The 19116-nt window shown below is 34.9% G+C and carries 14 protein-coding genes and 2 pseudogenes; 15 read left to right on the top strand and 1 reads right to left on the bottom strand.

Going from position 1 to position 19116, the window contains the following annotated elements; translation table 11 throughout:
- Positions 1-87 precede the first annotated feature (87 nt).
- Positions 88-1257 (bottom strand): hypothetical protein, encoded by a 1170-nt coding sequence (locus M1F25_RS04355; protein WP_318828998.1) that lies wholly within the window; start codon positions 1255-1257, stop codon positions 88-90.
- Between the two features lie 1562 nt (positions 1258-2819).
- Between M1F25_RS04355 and M1F25_RS04360 the strand changes: the two genes are divergently transcribed.
- From M1F25_RS04360 to M1F25_RS04430, 15 genes and pseudogenes are all read left to right on the top strand, one after another.
- Positions 2820-3860 carry an inovirus-type Gp2 protein gene (locus tag M1F25_RS04360; RefSeq protein WP_181488644.1) on the top strand — a complete coding sequence of 347 codons (1041 nt, stop codon included), beginning with the start codon at positions 2820-2822 and terminating at the stop codon, positions 3858-3860.
- A 113-nt stretch (positions 3861-3973) separates the two neighbouring features.
- The gene (locus M1F25_RS04365; RefSeq protein WP_181488642.1) at positions 3974-4210 is read left to right on the top strand and encodes a helix-turn-helix transcriptional regulator; all 237 of its coding nucleotides are present in this window, start codon (positions 3974-3976) and stop codon (positions 4208-4210) included.
- A gap of 275 nt (positions 4211-4485) precedes the next feature.
- Positions 4486-4887, top strand: a complete 402-nt coding sequence (locus M1F25_RS22445; protein ID WP_213538175.1) for a zinc-ribbon domain-containing protein — start codon at positions 4486-4488, stop codon at positions 4885-4887.
- A gap of 1720 nt (positions 4888-6607) precedes the next feature.
- A complete protein-coding gene (locus tag M1F25_RS04375; RefSeq protein ID WP_250690676.1) occupies positions 6608-7870 on the top strand; it encodes an oligosaccharide flippase family protein in 1263 nt (420 codons plus the stop codon).
- Positions 7871-7902: 32 nt separating this feature from the next.
- On the top strand, positions 7903-8823 hold the full coding sequence (locus M1F25_RS04380; protein ID WP_181488638.1) for a nitroreductase family protein: 921 nt from the start codon (positions 7903-7905) through the stop codon (positions 8821-8823).
- 6 nt (positions 8824-8829) lie between these two features.
- Positions 8830-9933 carry a polysaccharide pyruvyl transferase family protein gene (locus tag M1F25_RS04385; RefSeq protein ID WP_181488636.1) on the top strand — a complete coding sequence of 368 codons (1104 nt, stop codon included), beginning with the start codon at positions 8830-8832 and terminating at the stop codon, positions 9931-9933.
- Positions 9934-9962: 29 nt separating this feature from the next.
- The gene (locus M1F25_RS04390) at positions 9963-10772 is read left to right on the top strand and encodes a glycosyltransferase family 2 protein (RefSeq protein ID WP_181488634.1); all 810 of its coding nucleotides are present in this window, start codon (positions 9963-9965) and stop codon (positions 10770-10772) included.
- A 990-nt stretch (positions 10773-11762) separates the two neighbouring features.
- The gene (locus tag M1F25_RS04395) at positions 11763-12902 is read left to right on the top strand and encodes a glycosyltransferase family 4 protein (protein WP_181488632.1); all 1140 of its coding nucleotides are present in this window, start codon (positions 11763-11765) and stop codon (positions 12900-12902) included.
- Between the two features lie 414 nt (positions 12903-13316).
- Positions 13317-13520: pseudogene (locus M1F25_RS04400) on the top strand (NAD-dependent epimerase/dehydratase family protein); the annotation flags it as partial.
- A pseudogene (locus tag M1F25_RS04405) lies at positions 13518-13970 on the top strand (IS3 family transposase); the annotation flags it as partial. The pseudogenes M1F25_RS04400 and M1F25_RS04405, both read left to right, overlap by 3 nt.
- Positions 13971-14116: 146 nt before the next feature.
- Positions 14117-15262 carry a polysaccharide export protein gene (locus tag M1F25_RS04410; protein ID WP_181488628.1) on the top strand — a complete coding sequence of 382 codons (1146 nt, stop codon included), beginning with the start codon at positions 14117-14119 and terminating at the stop codon, positions 15260-15262.
- Positions 15263-15267: 5 nt separating this feature from the next.
- Positions 15268-15696: a protein tyrosine phosphatase gene (locus M1F25_RS04415; RefSeq protein WP_181488626.1), complete on the top strand. Its 429-nt coding sequence runs from the start codon at positions 15268-15270 to the stop codon at positions 15694-15696.
- 34 nt (positions 15697-15730) lie between these two features.
- Positions 15731-17809, top strand: coding sequence for a polysaccharide biosynthesis tyrosine autokinase (locus M1F25_RS04420; RefSeq protein ID WP_181488624.1), 2079 nt, complete (start codon positions 15731-15733; stop codon positions 17807-17809).
- A gap of 17 nt (positions 17810-17826) precedes the next feature.
- Positions 17827-18849: a UDP-glucose 4-epimerase GalE gene (gene galE / locus M1F25_RS04425; protein WP_181488622.1), complete on the top strand. Its 1023-nt coding sequence runs from the start codon at positions 17827-17829 to the stop codon at positions 18847-18849.
- A 23-nt stretch (positions 18850-18872) separates the two neighbouring features.
- Positions 18873-19082 (top strand): hypothetical protein, encoded by a 210-nt coding sequence (locus M1F25_RS04430; protein ID WP_064497187.1) that lies wholly within the window; start codon positions 18873-18875, stop codon positions 19080-19082.
- The last annotated feature ends 34 nt before the right edge of the window (positions 19083-19116 follow it).

Here is a 19116-nt window from a genome sequence, read left to right on the forward strand (position 1 = left end):
ATATTTAAATTATTTCAATATCACAATAATACTGTATATCTGATTATTTTTTGATTGTGAACGATACAAAAGAAAGAGTACGTAACTTTATTTTTTCTTATGGCGTTTTGCTTTCATTGAATTTATACAGGCAACCCCGATACTGCGAGCTTTAGGCTGCTGATATGTTTGTTTCGCTAATCTAAACAAATACCCTTTAAATTGGATGGCGTTCATTTCATTTGTAAAATGATGGAATATCGTGTCGTCATTCCAGTCAGGATATAATATATGCAACATTGAAGTTTTATCTCGCTGCACACTTCTGACATATTTTTCCGTTTTTTGTTCATCAGAAGGCTCATTATTAATAGGTGTTAGATTATTTCTACTTCTCCGTTTATTGGCATCTTTAGTCCAAAAGAGCAAGCTTTCATACCCACCTTTATACGAATCTTTTGTTTGTGTTAAAAAAAGGATTTTCCCTTCTAATTGGTTTTTAAATAGAATAGAATTCCAAACCGATTTTATCTCATCAGTCATTCTATTATTGAACTTTCCATTTGAAATATATAAGTGAATACGAATGTATTTTTCATCAGAGGCGCTCACTTTTAGTGAAGTCCAAAAGTAACCTAATATATGTTCATTTAGCATAACTCGCGAACGAATATGGTTAAAAAAATCCGTCACACATTGCATTAAAGCGTTATCTTGCTTATCCTTATTATCCTTATTATCCTTATTATCCTTATTATCCTTATTATCCTTATTATCCTTATTATCCTTATTATCCTTATTATCCTTATTATCCTTATTATCCTTATTATCCTTATTATCCTTATTATCCTTATTATCCTTATTATCCTTATTATCCTTATTATCCTTATTATCCTTATTATCCTTATTATCCACTTTAATTGAAAAAATAAGATGCCCCGCATTTTTATTCCTTTTTATCATCGTTTGATGGTATTCATAAAGCCTATTAAAGATATTGTTTTTTTGATTCAAAGACCTTTTCAGTAAGGTTATAAATTTAGCGCCACCTAGGATTTTAATCTCACCATCGATGACACCTTCGTAGTTTGCATCAATAAAATCAATTAGATTTATTGATGTATTTGAGCCGGTGGGAAATCCACCATAGAGGACATATTCATCCGCCAACGCAACGATTTGTTCGTTGATTTTCTTAGTCCTTTCAATATTAATTCCATCATCTTTTTTGTCTAACAGTAAAAAATCAAAGTCGTTATACATCGATTTGAGTGACATTCTTATCTCCCTAGTCTGCTCAATTACATACTGCCTCATCATACAAGTTAGTCTGCTATTATAATACAAGTTAGTATTACATATAGATACAAGTTAATTTACCTCTACTGCCGCATGGTTTTCAGCGGATAAGTTTGTATCATTAAAGCCAGGATGGTTTGAATCAATAAACTAGGCGTTTCGCATGCAAGTAGTGTCGTTTTTATATTATTAGATGTGAGATATGTTAGTAAAGCAGTAGCGATTATAGCTCTAGACTAAATCTAATACTTATCGCCCCCTCAGCAATCATCATACACTTTGACTAAAAAGTCATCAATAGGAGGCAATAGAAGCTCGTTTAATGATAAAAAAGATCGTTCATTAGCATTATTAATAATTACATGTGGTACATAAAAACTGCTTCACTGTGAATGTTTCGCCAAGTTTAAACACCATTTGCATTATTTATTCGAATAGGCTCCTAAGTTTCATGTTTATATCTAAATAATATGGCCTAAGTTAAATTATCCCATCTACCTCATTTTTATTTCGTGGAGACGAGTAGTACCATTCTTTTTTATTTTACATCGAAATATGAACAAACATTCGGATTGCATAGCTTTTTAATTTAGTTCATTATAGCCATGAATTCCCACTATAGGTGATAGTAGATAAAAAAACAGACTGAGCACCGAGTTTAATATCAAAGCAGCATACCCAAAACAACCAAAACTGGCATATAAAAATTAGTGCGTGTCTTACGTCTATATTGGTGAATAGAAATGATTGTCTAGATGTTAAAGTTAACAATACCTAACTTAATTTATTCATTGAGTTAAAGATTGTATTGTTATCACAAAAATAACGTGAATTTCTTATTAAAAAAAGACTAACTTTCACCTCTGATAACTAAGTGATTAAGCCATTATTTTGTGTGTAGGGTGCACTTTCGTGTTTAACTGGTCTTAAAATAATGGGGATTAATCTAGGATTATTATATTATTATATTATAACAACATTACAATTACAGAGTCATTACAATAATAATTAACTATTGCGATTAAATATAACTAATCATTCCATTTATAAATAAGCCACATGACAACGAGAGTGATTAAATACACAACAACTCCGGTATTGAGACGCTGTATTATAATGCTTAATTGCAATATGAAACGAAAGGGTAATAATCTCCTATCCAGTTAATCTCTGACTCTCTTGTTCGATTACAAGGTAATTAGGTTCGTCACCTAATGACGCAATATCATCGCGTGGCTGACATAACCCGAGTCGAAGATATAATGTCACCTTGCTACTATTGCTCCTTAAGACCAAAATTACCTACAGGCTCTAACCTTACTCAGCTTACAGAACGCCATGCTATCTTAGTACGCTGTGTTTTATTGTTTATAAACATATTGGGTTATGCTATCAGTCCCCATTGACTACCAAAGTCAATGTAATTCCCCCAAAGCAAAGCCCCTTTGCTGATGATCGCTTCCCAACCATTTGTAATCAAAAATTAAAAATAACTCCCCTGCCTGATGATACGAACCTTTATTTGATCGCAGGTAACTAAAATGACAAATCGTGCACTTCACTTAAATCAAGTTGTTCTCTCAACTACGTTTGAACATGACCGTTTAACGCTCACTCGAGACCACTCACTGCGTGAGCTGGTGTCTCTACTCATGGGTAATATTAAACACCTTTCAAAACATCTAACTCATAAATTAGATTTATATAAAGGCATTCCTTTGTCGCCTGAAAACCCACGCTTAAAACTCACCTCGGCATCCCCCAAAGGTGAGCTCTTTTTAGAAACGCTCAAGTTCACCCGTTACATTCAATCAATGAAAATATCGCAAATACAGCGCTTGCATCCCACTCTTGTGCTCTTGATCTCTCTTGCTAACAAATACCGCCTGAGTGAGATACTGATAGACAAAGATAAATACTGGCTGGCTGATACCCCTGAACACGTTCAGTGGCTTAACGAGGCCTTCCATGAGTTCCAAAGCACGTTAAAGAGCCCTGACTACAAAAAGCAAGTCCGAATCTTCGAGCAAGGCGCTCAGAAGAATTACAGACGAGCTCAGCAATACATTGACTCGTTGTATCAACGTTACTCCAAACTGTTAGTTGTACGAGTAGATCTGTCTTACAAAAGTGGTATTTGCCACAGAGTCAGAGCTCACCACCTGCGCCAGCATCGCCAAGCCCTGTACAAAGCCATTAATAGCAACCCACTCTTTTCACACTGTGTCGGGTATATCTTGAAATTGGAATTCGGCATGGAAAAAGGCTTCCATTACCACGCTTTGTTTTTCTTTAACGGTCAGAAAGTGAGGCAGGACATTACGCTGGGTAAACTCATTGGTGAACTCTGGCAAGAACATATTACAGAGTGGGCAGGCCTGTACTTTAACTGTAATTACCAAAAAGAAAGATATCGTGAACTGGGTATTGGACTATTACCCCGAGGTAATGCTTATCTGAAGAAAGGATTGTTGAATGCGGTAAGGTATTTATGTAAAGCCGATGCATGGGTCCGTCTGGCTGTGCCTGAACTCAAACGCACCTTTTGGCGAGGCGAAATCAAACCGAGAAAACGCCAGTAGTTAGCAACCAAATTATTTTTTACACATCCGGTTAATGATGTGGAGTGATATCCACATCCCATTTTTCGATATCGCTCCTGCTTTTTATCCACATTAAAAACAGGAGTTTTACCATGAGCACGCAAACTGAAAATATTGCATTACTTAATGACCAATTTATTGACATGAAATTTATCACCGCACTAACGGGGTTAACGGATAAGTGGTTCTACAAATTAATCCAAGAGGGTGAGTTCCCCAAACCTATCAAGTTTGGTCGTATGTCGCGCTGGTTAAAAAGTGAAGTCGTACAGTGGTTACAAGCACGCATTGATGAATCGAGAGGGGGCAACTCCGCCCTTGGATCCTAAGGCACTAGCGCGAGTCGCCGTGCATTTTCCATAGCATACCCACCCATTACCCACCAACTCAATTTTAACCACACCTGGTGCGATTGAATGCGCTCTAGGCAAAGCTACGCCCTAAACATACGAACCTGGCTCGATACGCATGCAGGCACAGCTCAGTGGTCTTCTAAGTTTCAAGGTGGGTTGCCGAGTGTGGATCATGAATGTTGGGTACTCAGAACGTTTAGTTTAAATTTTACAGAAGGAGCACAACCATGCTTAAATTACATGAAGTCAAAATGTCGCTAGCCTTAACGCAGAACAATCGTTTCGCGGGAGCCACCCAAGAACCGAGTTATTCACGAGAAAACTATTACTGTGCTCACTGCGGTGAGCCCGTCACACTGCACAAGACGCCAACGGAGTCATGGTTTACCCATTCTGATCCTCAGAGCGCAGAGCACTGTCCGCGGGTCATCAGTAAGATCAAGAGCTTAGAAGACAAGGCACGACTGAGCACACAGGTTCGATCAGTTTCACCAATATTAAAGGTCACGAATTGGTTTTGCGTGCAGTGTCGTGAGTATTTTACAAATAATCAAAAATGTTGCCCGAAGTGCCATGAGGGGATTTGGTGTATTCCTGCCCAGAATGTCACAGAGGAACATCAGCCTAAAACAGAAAAATCGTTTCCATTATGACCTTTTAATGCTCATGGTGTTAGGTTAATCAATCACGCTTTCGCTAAATGTGACCACGGTACTGCCACCAAAATTAAGCCTACCCTGATAAGCTCACCAAAGAAGAGGAGTTAAGGCTGAGTTTTCATATCGAGGAACGGCTGTCACGCTATCCCCCGATCTTGGAAGGTATACTGCTTAGTGAATGTGTACGTCTTAAACAGCACTCCTTTGCTACAAGTTAATCAGTTTATTTCAGCAATTTAATGATCCGGAAATACCACCGAAATTGGTCTAATTTGCTGTTGGAGTCACCGTTAGACGATTGGAACCATACACTTAAGTTGAAATCCAAAGAACAACTCGTGGAATGAGGGATTGATAGGCAAGCCGAAAATTGGGGATTAACAACTATCATGAATGAATATGTATTGTTCAGCCGATAAGCACGGCAAAGTAATATGGAGGATCAAAAGGATTAATATCGTTAACGCGTGCTACTCACTGTGTTGATATTCCTTCTCATGACAAACCTCATATCTGATAACGCTATGCTTTCACTTCGACACTTTTGTAATTGCCTTGCGGATGGCAATCAATCAGGCAAACTGATGCTGCTGCTATATGTACAACCGTCCTCAGTAGCTTAAGTCATGCAGTTGTCGAGGGTAATGAATCCACTGACATGAAAATCCTCCTAAGTTGAATAATACCCACCTTTTATCTGTTGTTAACAGGGTACGTATAACTCTATATATGAGTATTCATATCTATTTATTTTAAATAGATAAAAAGTATTGCTGGGTTACTTAACTCAACCTATAATTCAAACTATTTATTTAAGATAAGATACTTGTATTGTTTGGTGTGAAAGCGAGTTTTTCGTTGTCTTTAATGGTCTCTGAGGACGGATTTGCTTTCGAATAATTTACCGTTTTACCTTATGAGCCTTGGTTTACGGCTAAGGGCGGTAGCATATCAAAATATCAATAATGCTTTACTTTCTAAATTTGAATACAGCACCTTACTTCTGTGTTGTTTAGGAAAAAAGGGTCAGAATGCCAATTGCTTTTGCTTAAATGAAAGGATCATTGAATGAAAATTTACCTCCCATTATGAATGAAGGCGCATTGTTCTCTCCGCAATAATTTCAACAACAAGCTCAGTGGGAGGCATTTACAAATCAAGGTGTTTCCGGTTTATCTTCTCCTTTTACCTGGGGGAGTGGAAAAAGTTGAACTTAATGAATCACTTTTATCGTCAGGTCGCTTGCAAGTTCACTAATTACGGGCGTGGTTGCCAAATTAACTATGCCATTTCAATAATCACTAATTTAAGTGATATCAACTTTTTGGAGATCTAAGAGGCCAACCTATATCAGCTGTTAACTGAAAATAATGAGATATCAAAAGGGGGCGGAACTAAAGTGGGGGGATGGGATCACAGTAAGATTTATCTGTAAGTATATCTTATTTATAGATAGTTTAGTTAACAACTATCTCACTCGAGCTTATTTGTGTATAATAGACAAAATTAGTTGAGTAAATTGAGAATTATCAGTGAACAGGTAGCTGTAAGCCCGGGGCGGTAGCGTGCCAAAAAAACAACAATGAGTCTATTTTTGATGCTCTAACTTTGTAATCAAGATATGCTAGGCCCTACCAAAATAAAAATGTTTGTCTCCAGTAGTCTAGGTTTCATTGGTTTTCCCATAACTTTTTTTAAAACATATTGATATATAATGAATTATAAAATCTTCATCAAATTTTTATCGTATTTATGGCTAGGAGGAATAGCATCTGCATTTTTTGCATTCATTACTCAAGTGGTATTAGCAAGACACATGAGTATTCCTGAGTTTGGCATGTTTAATTCAGGAGTAATTCTTATGGTAATTATTTCCACTATCTATGGATTTGGAACTGATGCTGCACTCTTAAAAGTATTTGGGAAATCATATAAGTATGGGCTTTCATATACAAGACCTTTAATTGTATATCTAATCTTTTCAGCCATAGCACTTACCTGTATTTCTTTTGTCTATATTTATATTTTGTTTCCTAACGATTACTCTCTTAATGCATACAAACTAATACCAACATTCATAGCAATATCTTTACTGAACGTAAAGTTTTCCATATTACAGATAGAAAAAAGGTTTGAATATTTATCTTTTTGTCAAATATTATTAAATGGAAGTAGGTTATTATTTGTAATTATTTATTTTTTATTGGAAAAAGACTTAACTAGCGGAATTTATAATATATTCTTCTATTCTTCTATTCTTCTAATAGTTTTTTGCATCCCTGATTTAATGAGTTTAATCAATAAGAGTAAAAAAATCCCACAAAAAAATCTAATCTCTTTTATTTTAATGATCTTGCCATTTGGTATTATTACTAGCACTTTTGCAATATACTCTCAATCAATAATAATAATCACCAATAGTTTACTAAGTAAAGAAGTTGCAGGTTATTTATCTGTAGCTTTAAACATTATGTTAGCTATATATATATTGCCTGTTGTTGTATATCAAAAAATATTGTTACCCATGTTTCATAGGCAGGCCTTTCATGATGAAAATAAATTATTACATAATTATCAAGAGGGTTGTAAATATATGTTGCTAATTGGAATGATTATATTTACATTCATTTTTTTCTTCTCCGAAAAGCTTATTATTTTAATATTTGGCATTGAGTACAAAGAAGCTGCATATATTGTTAAATATATTTCATTTTGTATCCCTCTAAGATTTCTAAGTTCAAATGCTGGAGCTATTTTATCTACAAAAAATCTAGTATATAAAAAAATGTTCAGTACTGTACTATTAAGCGTTATAGCTGTAATAACATCTTACTACTTATTAAAAACCTTTAATTTAAAAGGAGTAATTTTATCTATTTTATTAAATGAAGTTCTTATGTTTATATTGTATTTTTATATGTTATGGAAATACTCATTTGGTAATAACACCTTTAAAAATTGGCTTTCAATAAAATGATTAATTTAATAAAACGATATGGTAGAGTTCTCATGGGATTAAGAGGTTTCATGTATGATTTCAATCGGTTTTTAAGATTTAATGCATGGAACTTTAAATGCTCAAATGCCAAAATGAGACAATATCACCTAGCGAAACTAACTCATACACTAGAGAAGAGTATGAGCTTTAAGGATAAGAGGGCTGGAGCTGGGTATACAAATGCAAAAAAAATACAGGAGATATTGATAGAAGTCGATAATAACAACTACGAAAAAAATTTTAATGATTTTCTAGCTCTCCAAACCTTGAAAAAATTTTGTCTAGAATCAAAGGATGCTGATAAAAAATTTAATAATATTTACCAAGAATTACCTAACTGGGATGACGCGTTTACTGATTATGGTATTTACTCTTTAAGCAAAGAAGAGATTAGCCGTGGTCAACTAGAGAGTCCTGAAGATTTTTTTAACTCTCGATATACACTACGAGATTTTAGTAGCATTATTATTTCATCTGAAATAATTGATAGAGCTTTAAACTTAGCTCAAAAAACTCCTTCATCTTGCAATATGCAACCATGGCATGTTTATGTTTTGAATAATAGGGAAAATATTGATATCGCTCTGAGCTACCAAACTGGAAATAAAGGATTTACAAATCATATTCATAATTTAATGATTATTACATCAGATCAATTGTCTTTTATATCATCATCTGAAAGATATCAACACTGGATTGATGGTGGATTATATGCAATGTCATTAATTTATGCATTTCACTCACTTGGAATTGCTACTTGTTGTTTAAATTGGAGTGAAAACCCCAAAAAAGATATCGCTATTAGAAAAGTATTAAATATTAACGAACATCATTCTATTATTATGATGATTGCATTTGGATATCCTTGCGAAAATAACTTAGTTTGTGTATCGCCACGGAAAAATATTAAAAACATAAAAACTGAGATTTAGTATAATATGAGAATTGGAATTGTCACAATACATAAAGCCAATAACTATGGTGCAGTCTTACAAGCAACAGCAACAGGAATTTATTTAAAAAAATATGGTAGTGTATTTTATATAAACAATAATGATAGTAAATATTTGCAAGAACAATTAAATTTAATACGGTTTTCTTTTTCTATTAAAGGAATATTAAGAACATTAAAAGATATTTTGAGGGTTAAGAATAGATATTATTCGCTTAATAAATTCAAAAAACATTTTGAAAAATATTATAATGAATTGGATGTTAAAAATAATATAAGTGAAATAAAGAAGCTAAATGTTATTGTGTGTGGTAGCGATCAAATTTGGAACCCTCAATGTACTAATGGAAATGATGATATTAATGGATATTATTTTTTAGATTTTGCTGGTGAAGAAACTATTCTGTTTTCTTATGCTAGCAGTGCAGGGTCATACCAATATGATGATATCCAACTAGCTAAAATAAAAAGCTACTTGAATAAATTCTCCAAGATAGGTGTACGAGAGATAGATTTATCTAACACACTAAATAAAAAAATAAATGTTAATAGCCAAGTAGTTTTGGATCCAACATTATTAATCAGTAAAGAAGATTGGGATAATTTGCCTAGAGAAAAAATAAAAAATTTACCTCAAAAGTATATTTTTGTATACATAATAAATCATAATGTAAATACTGACTCTATAATCAAAGAAATCAGCTCTAAATATAATCTTAAGATAGTATCCTTAACCCAAGAAATTTCTCCTAATCATAATGCTGATATATATATTAAAGATGCTGGCCCTTTAAGCCTTATTGAACTTATTCAAAAATCGAATTATGTTGTAACTGATTCATTTCATGGTTGTTGTATATCCATAACATACGAAAAACAATTTTTAGTAATTCATCCAGGTAAGGGGAAAATAAACAGGATATCTAGCTTGTTTGATGCACTTAATATAACTGAAAATAATATTTTAAATGAAAAGATGGATATAGAAAATATTAACGATATTGATTATGATATTCTAAATAAAAATCTTATATCATTACGTAGTTCCAGTGTTTCTTTAATCGATGAAGCAATAGATAGTAAGATATAAAAAGGTTATTTTCTTCTGTGATAAAAATAATGAGTGATATTACTGTAATTATACCATACTATAATTCAACTGATACAATAGAGCGAGCGTTAGATTCGGTTTATTGTCAAACTGTCTCTGCGGCTGCTATTATTATTGTAGATGATAATAGCAGCTATTCTTCATTAGAGTACTTATATCAATTAATTAAACGCAAATACGACTTAACTATGATACCCATTGATGTCATTGTGCAAGAAAAAAATAATGGACCTGCAAAAGCAAGAAATATAGGTTGGAATCTTGCAAAAACTAGTTTTATTGCTTTTTTAGATTCTGATGATTCGTGGCATCATAAGAAATTAGAAATCCAATTAAAATATTTTTTAGATGATCCCTCATTGATAATGTGTGGTCATAAAATGAAAGTTATTACTGCGGATAGTTGTCATCATCTAAATATTGAAGATTTAAATTATAAAACAATTAGCAAAAATTTGATTTTATCTAAAAATTATTTTCAAACACCTAGTGTAATTATCCGAAATAATATCCAAAATCGATTTCCTGAATATCAGAGATTTAGCGAAGATTACTACTTATGGATAGATATTATTTTAGATAATCATAAATCAATATATTTATCTGAACCTTTAGCATTCTGCCATAAACCTTTTTATGGTTCTTCAGGTTTAAGTGCTAATTTATTGAGTATGGAAAAAAGTGAGCTTAAAAATTATTTAATGTTTTACAAAAAAAATAAAATCAATTTATCCGCTCTTGTTTTTTTTAGCACATTATCAATATGTAAATTTTTAGTGCGATTAATAAAAACATTAATAAAAACAAGGTTGAAGTAAATGCCTAAGCATTCCTTTCAGCAAAAATTGATATTCCTCTTGGCAATAATTATTGCTACAGTCCCATTTTATTACCTAAAACCATTTCAAGATTCTCTAATTTATTGGGAACAAGCCAAATTAATTTGGAGTGATGGTATTATTACAACCATAGAGGAAATTTATAAACAAACTAACAAAGTAGAACCTTTAATACTGATTGCTTTTTATCTTGAGGGATTATTGGGATTAACTGATTCAGGTCTGTTTATATTTTCAAATATTCTAATTTGTAATATATTAATTATAATAAGCGCAATTAAAATTTTAAAATTAAACAATTTGACTTTTAAGGTGCATTTTGTTTTGTTAATTTTAATTAGTTATTTAATTATATCTAATACCCTATATGTTTGGAGGAGTATATATGCTATTTGCTTTCTGGTTCTATGTATTACAAACGATAAGTTAAAGTATAAAATGTTTTTTTTTGTACTCTCAGTTTTATCCCATCAATCTATTATTTTGTTCTGTTTTATTTATTTTGTTCTATGTAAAATCCCTAACAAAAGCAAAAAAAATATACTAGCTTATTCTGCTGTAATAGGTTTTTCCTTATACTTTATAATAAATAAATTTATGTTTTTATCATATTTCATTTCTGGTGAGGTTTCTGTTTTTTTCAGCTCAGGACAAGATACATTAATTCGAATATTTATTAATATATACTGCGTGTTAATATTATTGTTGATTGTTTCAAAAAATAACACTCATTATAATCTCGTAAATTTTAGTATATTTTTGCTTGTTGTTTCACTATTTTTAAATTTTAACTGGCAAATAATGTGGAGAATTTCAGTTCCAGCATTAATACTAACTCCAATTCTAGCATTGAGTACTATGCCTGGTAAGCAAAAAAAAATTATAATTTATTCATCCTTATTTGTAAGCCTAATACCGGCATTTCGTATATTTTATTTAATTATATTTGACACGTATCCAAACTAAACTATGAAAAAAATTGCTCATGTTCAATTACTACCTCTTTTAAGTGGTGCTCAAAGAGTTAGCTTAGATGAATTACAAAGACTCCCTAATGATAAATTTGATAAGTATCTAATCTGTTGTCAAATAGGACCTTTAACTATAGAGGCGGAAAAACTAGGAATCAAATGTATAATAATTGATTCTTTAACCAGAGAGATATCACCAATTAAAGATCTAAAATCCTTAATTCATTTAATAAAAATTATTAAAAATTATCGATTTGATATTATTCACACACATTCATCTAAAACGGGGGTAATAGGGCGTTTAGCTGGATTTATATCAAAAACCCCACTGATTATCCATACGGTTCACGGGTATTCTTTTCCCGCAGCTAAAAATAAAATTCAATATATAATCTATTATATTATGGAAAGAATCGGTTCGATGTGTGGTAATAAATTAATTTGTCTTCATGAAACAGATAAAGAGATTGCAATCCAAAAATTAAAAGTAAAGTCTAACGATATTTATATAATTCCGAATGGTGTTGATGTGAAAAAATATACTCCACCATCAATTGAAAATAAGCAGCTATATCGTAAATCACTAAACTTATCAAAAGATGATATTGTTATAGGTATGACCGGACGCCTTTGGCTACAAAAAAACCCCATATTTCTTTTGGAAAATATGCTACCTTTGCTTATAGAGAATAAAAATATTAAAATTTTATTTGTCGGTGACGGTGAATTAAAAAAAGAATTGGAAAAATTAATAAGTATTTATGATTTAAGTAAGCAAGTATATCTATTGGGTTGGAGAAATGATATAGACCGTATTCTTCAATCTATTGACATATTTACGCTTCCATCTAAGTGGGAAGGTATGCCTTTAGCTATTTTAGAAGCACAGAGTTCAGGGTTGCCGTGTATTGTTTCAAATATCACAGGGAATAACAATTTAGTATCTAACAATATTGATGGATTTATATTTAATTTAGAACCTAATAGTGAAGAGTTTAGAGATAAAATAAAAAAATTAATCTATAATAAAGAATTAAGAATGAAGTTAGGTATAAAATCAAGAGAAAAGGTTATTCTGCATCATTCTATTGAACAGAGAATACAAAAGATTGAAATGATTTATGATGAGCTGACTTAAAAACTTTTTCTTCATTTCTATTGTGTAATAAATTGATAAATATGATATCTATGAGTTTTCGTGATGCATGTTAACATAATTGTATAACTATGATCTATCTTATCCGGCTGTACCGTTATCTCTGGTTTCCATATGTCCTCCACCTAGGACAAAATGTCATTGATATTGGCGATCGTAATATCTCGAAATTTGTAGATATCTCCCCTAAATTATTAGATGAAATGTACGCTCCGCTGTTATTGGCAAAGCCAACTTTAGATAAACAACTTAAAAACTATGAATATAGAGAAGGGTGTTGAGCTATCATTGAAATGCTTTAAGAAAAACGATATCGAAATTACGGGTGTGATCTTAAATGGTATCGATGCCAAGTCAGACGATTATAATTATGTTTATGAGTACTAGGAAAGTACAATGAAAAACGCAAAAGTATTAGTCACTGGTGGTCTTGGCTACATTGGTAGCCATACCTGTGTACAAATGATTGAACAAGGCATGCAGCCAATTATTTTAGATAATCTCTGCAATGCTAATCCTGAAGTACTCAATCGCATTGAAACCATTACTGGCACCAAACCTATTTTCTACGTCGGTGATGTACGTGATAGCGCCGTTTTAGGTCTTAAGTCCTGCATTAGAGCAACGAAATATCGTTCTTATAAAAGTCAGGTGGGCAAAATTACAAAGAATATTTTAAAACGAAAATTTAAAGCTAAGAAACCCAATTACAAGTGGGGCACTGATGTAACGCAGTTCAATGTTCAATGTGAAAAGCTTTATCTTTCCCCCATAATGGACTTATTTAATGGTGAGATTGTTTCCTACAAAACGCAACGTAGTCCTACATATAAGCTAGTTGATCAGATGCTAAAACAAGCAATTACAAAGCTAAAAGCAAATGAAAAGTCACTCATTCATTCAGATCAAGGGTTGCAGTATCAAATGGACCATTATCAACAACAGCTACAGGAAAGGGGCTTAAAACAAAGTATGTCAAGAAAAGGAAACTGTTTAGATAATCCGTCAATGGAAAGCTTTTTCGGGATACTTAGAGCCTATCTCAATAGGGATTAATTACCGCATAAAAAATATATTATCACTGTAACCAAAACCTTATACAGCCTGACTTTTAAACATCGATATGGCTGGGTAAGGTGATGAATTTAGCTCCTATTGAGATAGGCTCTAACTATTTTATTAAAGAGATCTTTTTTATGAAGAAATACTTCATGATTTTATTTACCGTATCTGCATTAACCGGCTGTACCGTTACCCCTGGTGTCTATATGTCTACATCAGGCAAAAATGTCGTCGACACTGGCGATCGTGATATTTCTAAATTTGTCGATATCTACCCGATCTCGCCAAAACTGTTAGATGAGATGTATACCCCACAGATTATCGCAAAACCCAACCCAACCTTAGAGAAGCAACTTGCAACCTATGAGTACCGTGTTGGTGTGGGTGATGTATTAACCATTACGGTATGGGATCACCCTGAGTTAACTATTCCTGCAGGCTCTTACCGTAGCGCTGCAGATTCAGGCAACTGGGTACACTCAGACGGCACTATCTACTATCCGTATATCGGTAAAGTGAAAGTCATTGGTAAAACCGTCACTGAAATCCGTAATCTAGTGAGTAACCGTCTATCGACTTATATCGAATCACCACAAGTGGATGTCAGCATTGCCGCCTTCCGCTCACAGAAAATGTATGTGTCAGGTGAAGTGGCTAAACCCGGTACATTACCGATTACTAACGTACCGCTAACGGTTTTAGAGGCCTTTAATAATGCAGGCGGCCTGACTGAAAAAGCCGATTGGGACAATGTCGTACTCACCCGAAATGGCAAAGAGATAAAAATCTCACTGCAAGCATTAGTTCAGTATGGCGACCTAACCCAAAACCATCTGATGCTACCGGGTGATGTACTATATGTACCACGTAATGACGGGCAAAAAGTGTTTGTGATGGGCGAAGTAGGTCAGCCAAACACCCTAACCATTGACCGTGCTGGCATGAGTATTACTGAGGCACTGAGTAAAGCAGGCGGTACAGATCAAAATACCGCTAATGCAACCGGCGTATTTGTCATCCGTCCAATTAAAAACCAAACCTCGGGGGATAAAGAGCTGGATGCCCTACTGCCGAAAAAAATGGCGGCGGTCTATCAGTTAGATTTATCCGATGCCACTGCCATGGTGATGGGAACGGAATTTAAACTGCAACCTTATGACTTAGTTTATGTCACAGCCGCTCCTGTTGTGCGTTGGAACCGCCTAATCACCCAATTGCTACCAACCATCGCAACTTATAATCAGTTAACCGAAGGTACTAAACGTATTCATGACTGGTAATCCATATGTTTAATAATATTCTCGTTGTTTGTATGGGGAATATATGCCGCTCCCCCACGGGGGAGCGCCTATTACAAGCCCGTTTCCCCGATAAAAAAGTGCACTCCGCGGGCATTATCGCCAAAGAGGATCGTCCCGCTTATGATAGCGCCATCCGTATTGCACAAAACCACAATCTCTCCTTAGATGCCCATCAATCACGTCGTTTAACCAGTGAATTATGTAAAGAAGCAGACTTAATCCTAGTGATGGAAAACGACCATATTGATAGGATCCATCAACAATTCCCCGAGACGCGTGGCAAAGTCATGCTGTTCGGCCAGTGGCTAAATAAAACCGAGATCCCAGATCCGCATAAACGCAGTGATGAAATGTTCGAGCATGTTTATCAACTGATGGAAAAAGCCGTTATACAGTGGCAAGGGAAAATTTAATTTTACTATTTTAAAGGCTTAACGTTAATTGATTATGAACACGACAAAAACCAGCTCCGCTGCCTCTGACGAAATCGATCTGCTGGCGCTATTTAAGATACTCAAATCCAGCTACCTTAAAATCGGCTTTTTTACCCTCTTTTTTATTGTGATTGGTGCCGCTTATAGTTTTCTAGCGACACCAATCTATCAAGCCAATGCGACACTGCAATACGATAAAATGAGCCAAGTCTCATTGTTAGATCAAATGAGCGATGTGATGCCATTTGCTAATAGTAATAGTCAAGTGGATTCCGAAATCGAGGTCATTAAGTCTCGGATGGTGCTCGGTAAAACGGTTGCAGACCTTAATTTAGATACCCAAGTAGCACCCGCTGGTTTTTTCGATAGGCTTTGGGGAGACAAAGCTTCCGTCGCCATTTCCCTCTATTCTTTACCTGAACATCTTATTGGTGAGCCCGCTATTCTGACCTATTTAGGCGAAAACCGTTATACTCTTCATATTGATAACCAAACCGTTGAAGGCAAAGTGGGCGAACTCCTAAAACAAGATGAAATCAGCTTGCTGGTATCCTCAATCAATGCTGAAGTCGGACAAGAATTTACCTTATCTAAAAACGCCCGCTATTCTACTATCGAAAACTTACGAAAAACTTTAGCGATCGCAGAGGTTGGTAAAGGCACTGGCATTATCAGTATGGAAATTAAAGGTTCCGATAAAGCGGAAAATGTGCAAATTCTGAATAGTATTATTCAAAATTATGTGGACCAAAATACCGAGCGTAAAAAAGAGGTTACCAATAATACCTTATTGTTCTTAGATGAATATTTACCGAAAATCAAAGCTAAATTGGACAACTATGAAAACCAATTAAATGCTTTCCGTAAAAAGAATGAATCTATCGATTTGTCCTTAGAAGCTAAATCGGCTCTTGATAGCGCCTTGCAAGTCGAAGAGAAACTCAATGAGTTAACCTTTAAAGAGGTAGAGATCCAGCAGCTCTATACCCGTAACCACCCCGCTTACCAATCATTGCTGGATAAGCGTCAGCAACTGTTACGTGAAAAAGAGAAAATCAGTAAAAATATCCAAAAACTTCCTAATACCCAGCAACAGATAGTGCGTTTAACCCGTGATGTGGAATCCGAACAAGCTATCTATAATCAGTTAGTAGCCAAACAGCAAGAGCTGAGCGTATTAAACTCCGGGATCACCGCCGATGTACGCATTATTGACTCGGCAGAATCCCAACCTAATGCCGTGGCACCGAAAAAATCATTGATACTCGTTCTTGCCACTATCCTTGGCTTTATTGTGGGTTGCGCTTATGTGATCGCCCGTGAGTTCTTTAATAATAAGATTAAAGGTACTGAGGATATCGATGCATTGGGTGTTAACGTCTATGCCACTATCCCGTTCTCTAATTATGAGAAAAAATTAATCGCAGCGGGGAATCAGCGCCCACTTGCATTGGAAAACCCAGCCGATACGGCAGTAGAAGCCATCCGTTCCCTACGCACCAGCGTTTACTTCTCGGTGATGAACCAAGGGAATAACTTGGTGATGATCAGTAGTGCATCACCGGGCGTAGGTAAAAGCTTTGTTAGCTCTAATATGGCGGTTGTATTAGCTAATGCGGGTAAAAAAGTCCTCTTAATTGATACCGACTTACGTAAAGGTCGTATTCATAAAGCCTTTGGTTTAAGCAATAAAACGGGGTTATCCGAATATTTGGCTCAGCAGGACATTACGCAACCGGCCATCCACAGTGGTGTGATTGAAAACCTAGATGTGATCTGCCGTGGTAAAAATGTCACTCACTCTTCTGAGTTACTGATGGGAGAACGTTTTAAACACCTGCTCGACACGGTGAAAGGGCAATATGATATTGTGGTTATCGATACCGCCCCAATCTTAGCAATCACTGACTCCGCGATTATCGGTAAGTACGTCGGCACCTCACTGCTTATTGCCTACTATGGTGTCAATACGGTGAAAGACGTTGAGCTATCGCTAAAACGCTTTAAACAAAACGATATCGAAATCACAGGCGTGATCCTCAATGGTATCGATGCAAAATCAGACGACTATAACTATGTCTACGAGTACTAGCCGTACAGGAATTTAAAATGAATCATACAAAGGTCTTAGTCACAGGCGGTCTTGGCTACATTGGTAGCCATACCTGTGTGCAGATGATTGAACAAGGCATGCAGCCAATTATTTTAGATAATTTATGTAATGCCAACCCAGAAGTACTCAACCGCATTGAAACCATCACAGGTAAAAAACCTGTCTTCTATGCCGGTGATGTACGTGATAACGCTATTCTGGATACGATTTTTGCTGAGCACCAAATCACATCGGTGATCCACTTTGCTGGGTTAAAAGCGGTTGGTGAATCCGTTCAAAAACCGATTGAGTATTATGATAATAACGTCAATGGCACGTTAGTATTACTTGCCAGTATGCAAAAAGCGGGCGTCAAAAGCTTAATTTTTAGCTCATCGGCTACTGTGTATGGTGATCCAGAAGAAGTACCATTAACCGAAGACTCTAAAGTCGGTGGTACTACCAACCCATATGGCACCAGTAAATATATGGTTGAGTGTATTCTTGCTGATCTGCATATTCCACATAACGATTGGTCGGTTACTTTACTACGCTACTTTAATCCCGTTGGCGCACACCAATCAGGTTTAATTGGTGAAGACCCACAGGGTATTCCAAATAACCTAACACCTTATATCGCTCAAGTAGCAGTTGGTCGTCATAAAGAAGTCATGGTATTTGGCGCTGACTACCCAACACCAGATGGTACTGGTGTTCGTGATTATATCCATGTTATGGATTTAGCTAGCGGTCATATTGCAGCATTAAATAATGTCAGCCATCAAGCAGGCCTACATATCTATAACCTAGGTACGGGTAAAGGTACTAGTGTATTAGAAATGATCGCTGCTTTCGAAAAGGCATCAAGCAAACAGATCCAATACAAAATAGTTGCTCGCCGCCCCGGTGATATTGCTGAGTGCTGGTCTAGCCCTAATAAAGCCTTTACTGATTTAGGCTGGCAAGCTCAGTACTCCGTGCAAGATATGGTGAACGATAGCTGGCGTTGGCAATCGCAAAACCCTAATGGCTATAAATAGATTTATTTTACTTAGGTTAAAATATGAATATTGATATAGATTCTTTTGCCCTATATATTGGTGTTAAAGCAGAATATTTAGCTATGTTATATAGAACTACATGTGAATTAGAAGGATTGCCTTTACCTAAAAGAAATAGGCATGGTAAGGTAAAAATGAGTGATGTTTTAATTTTTAAACAACACTTTGAAGATAAAACAAAGAATATTAATGAGAATAAAACATTAAGTTAAACTATCACTAAAGCTCAAAGAGCTGATGGATAAA

Origin of the sequence: Providencia sp. PROV109 (assembly GCF_033681625.1) — a bacterium.
Classification (GTDB): domain Bacteria; phylum Pseudomonadota; class Gammaproteobacteria; order Enterobacterales; family Enterobacteriaceae; genus Providencia; species Providencia hangzhouensis.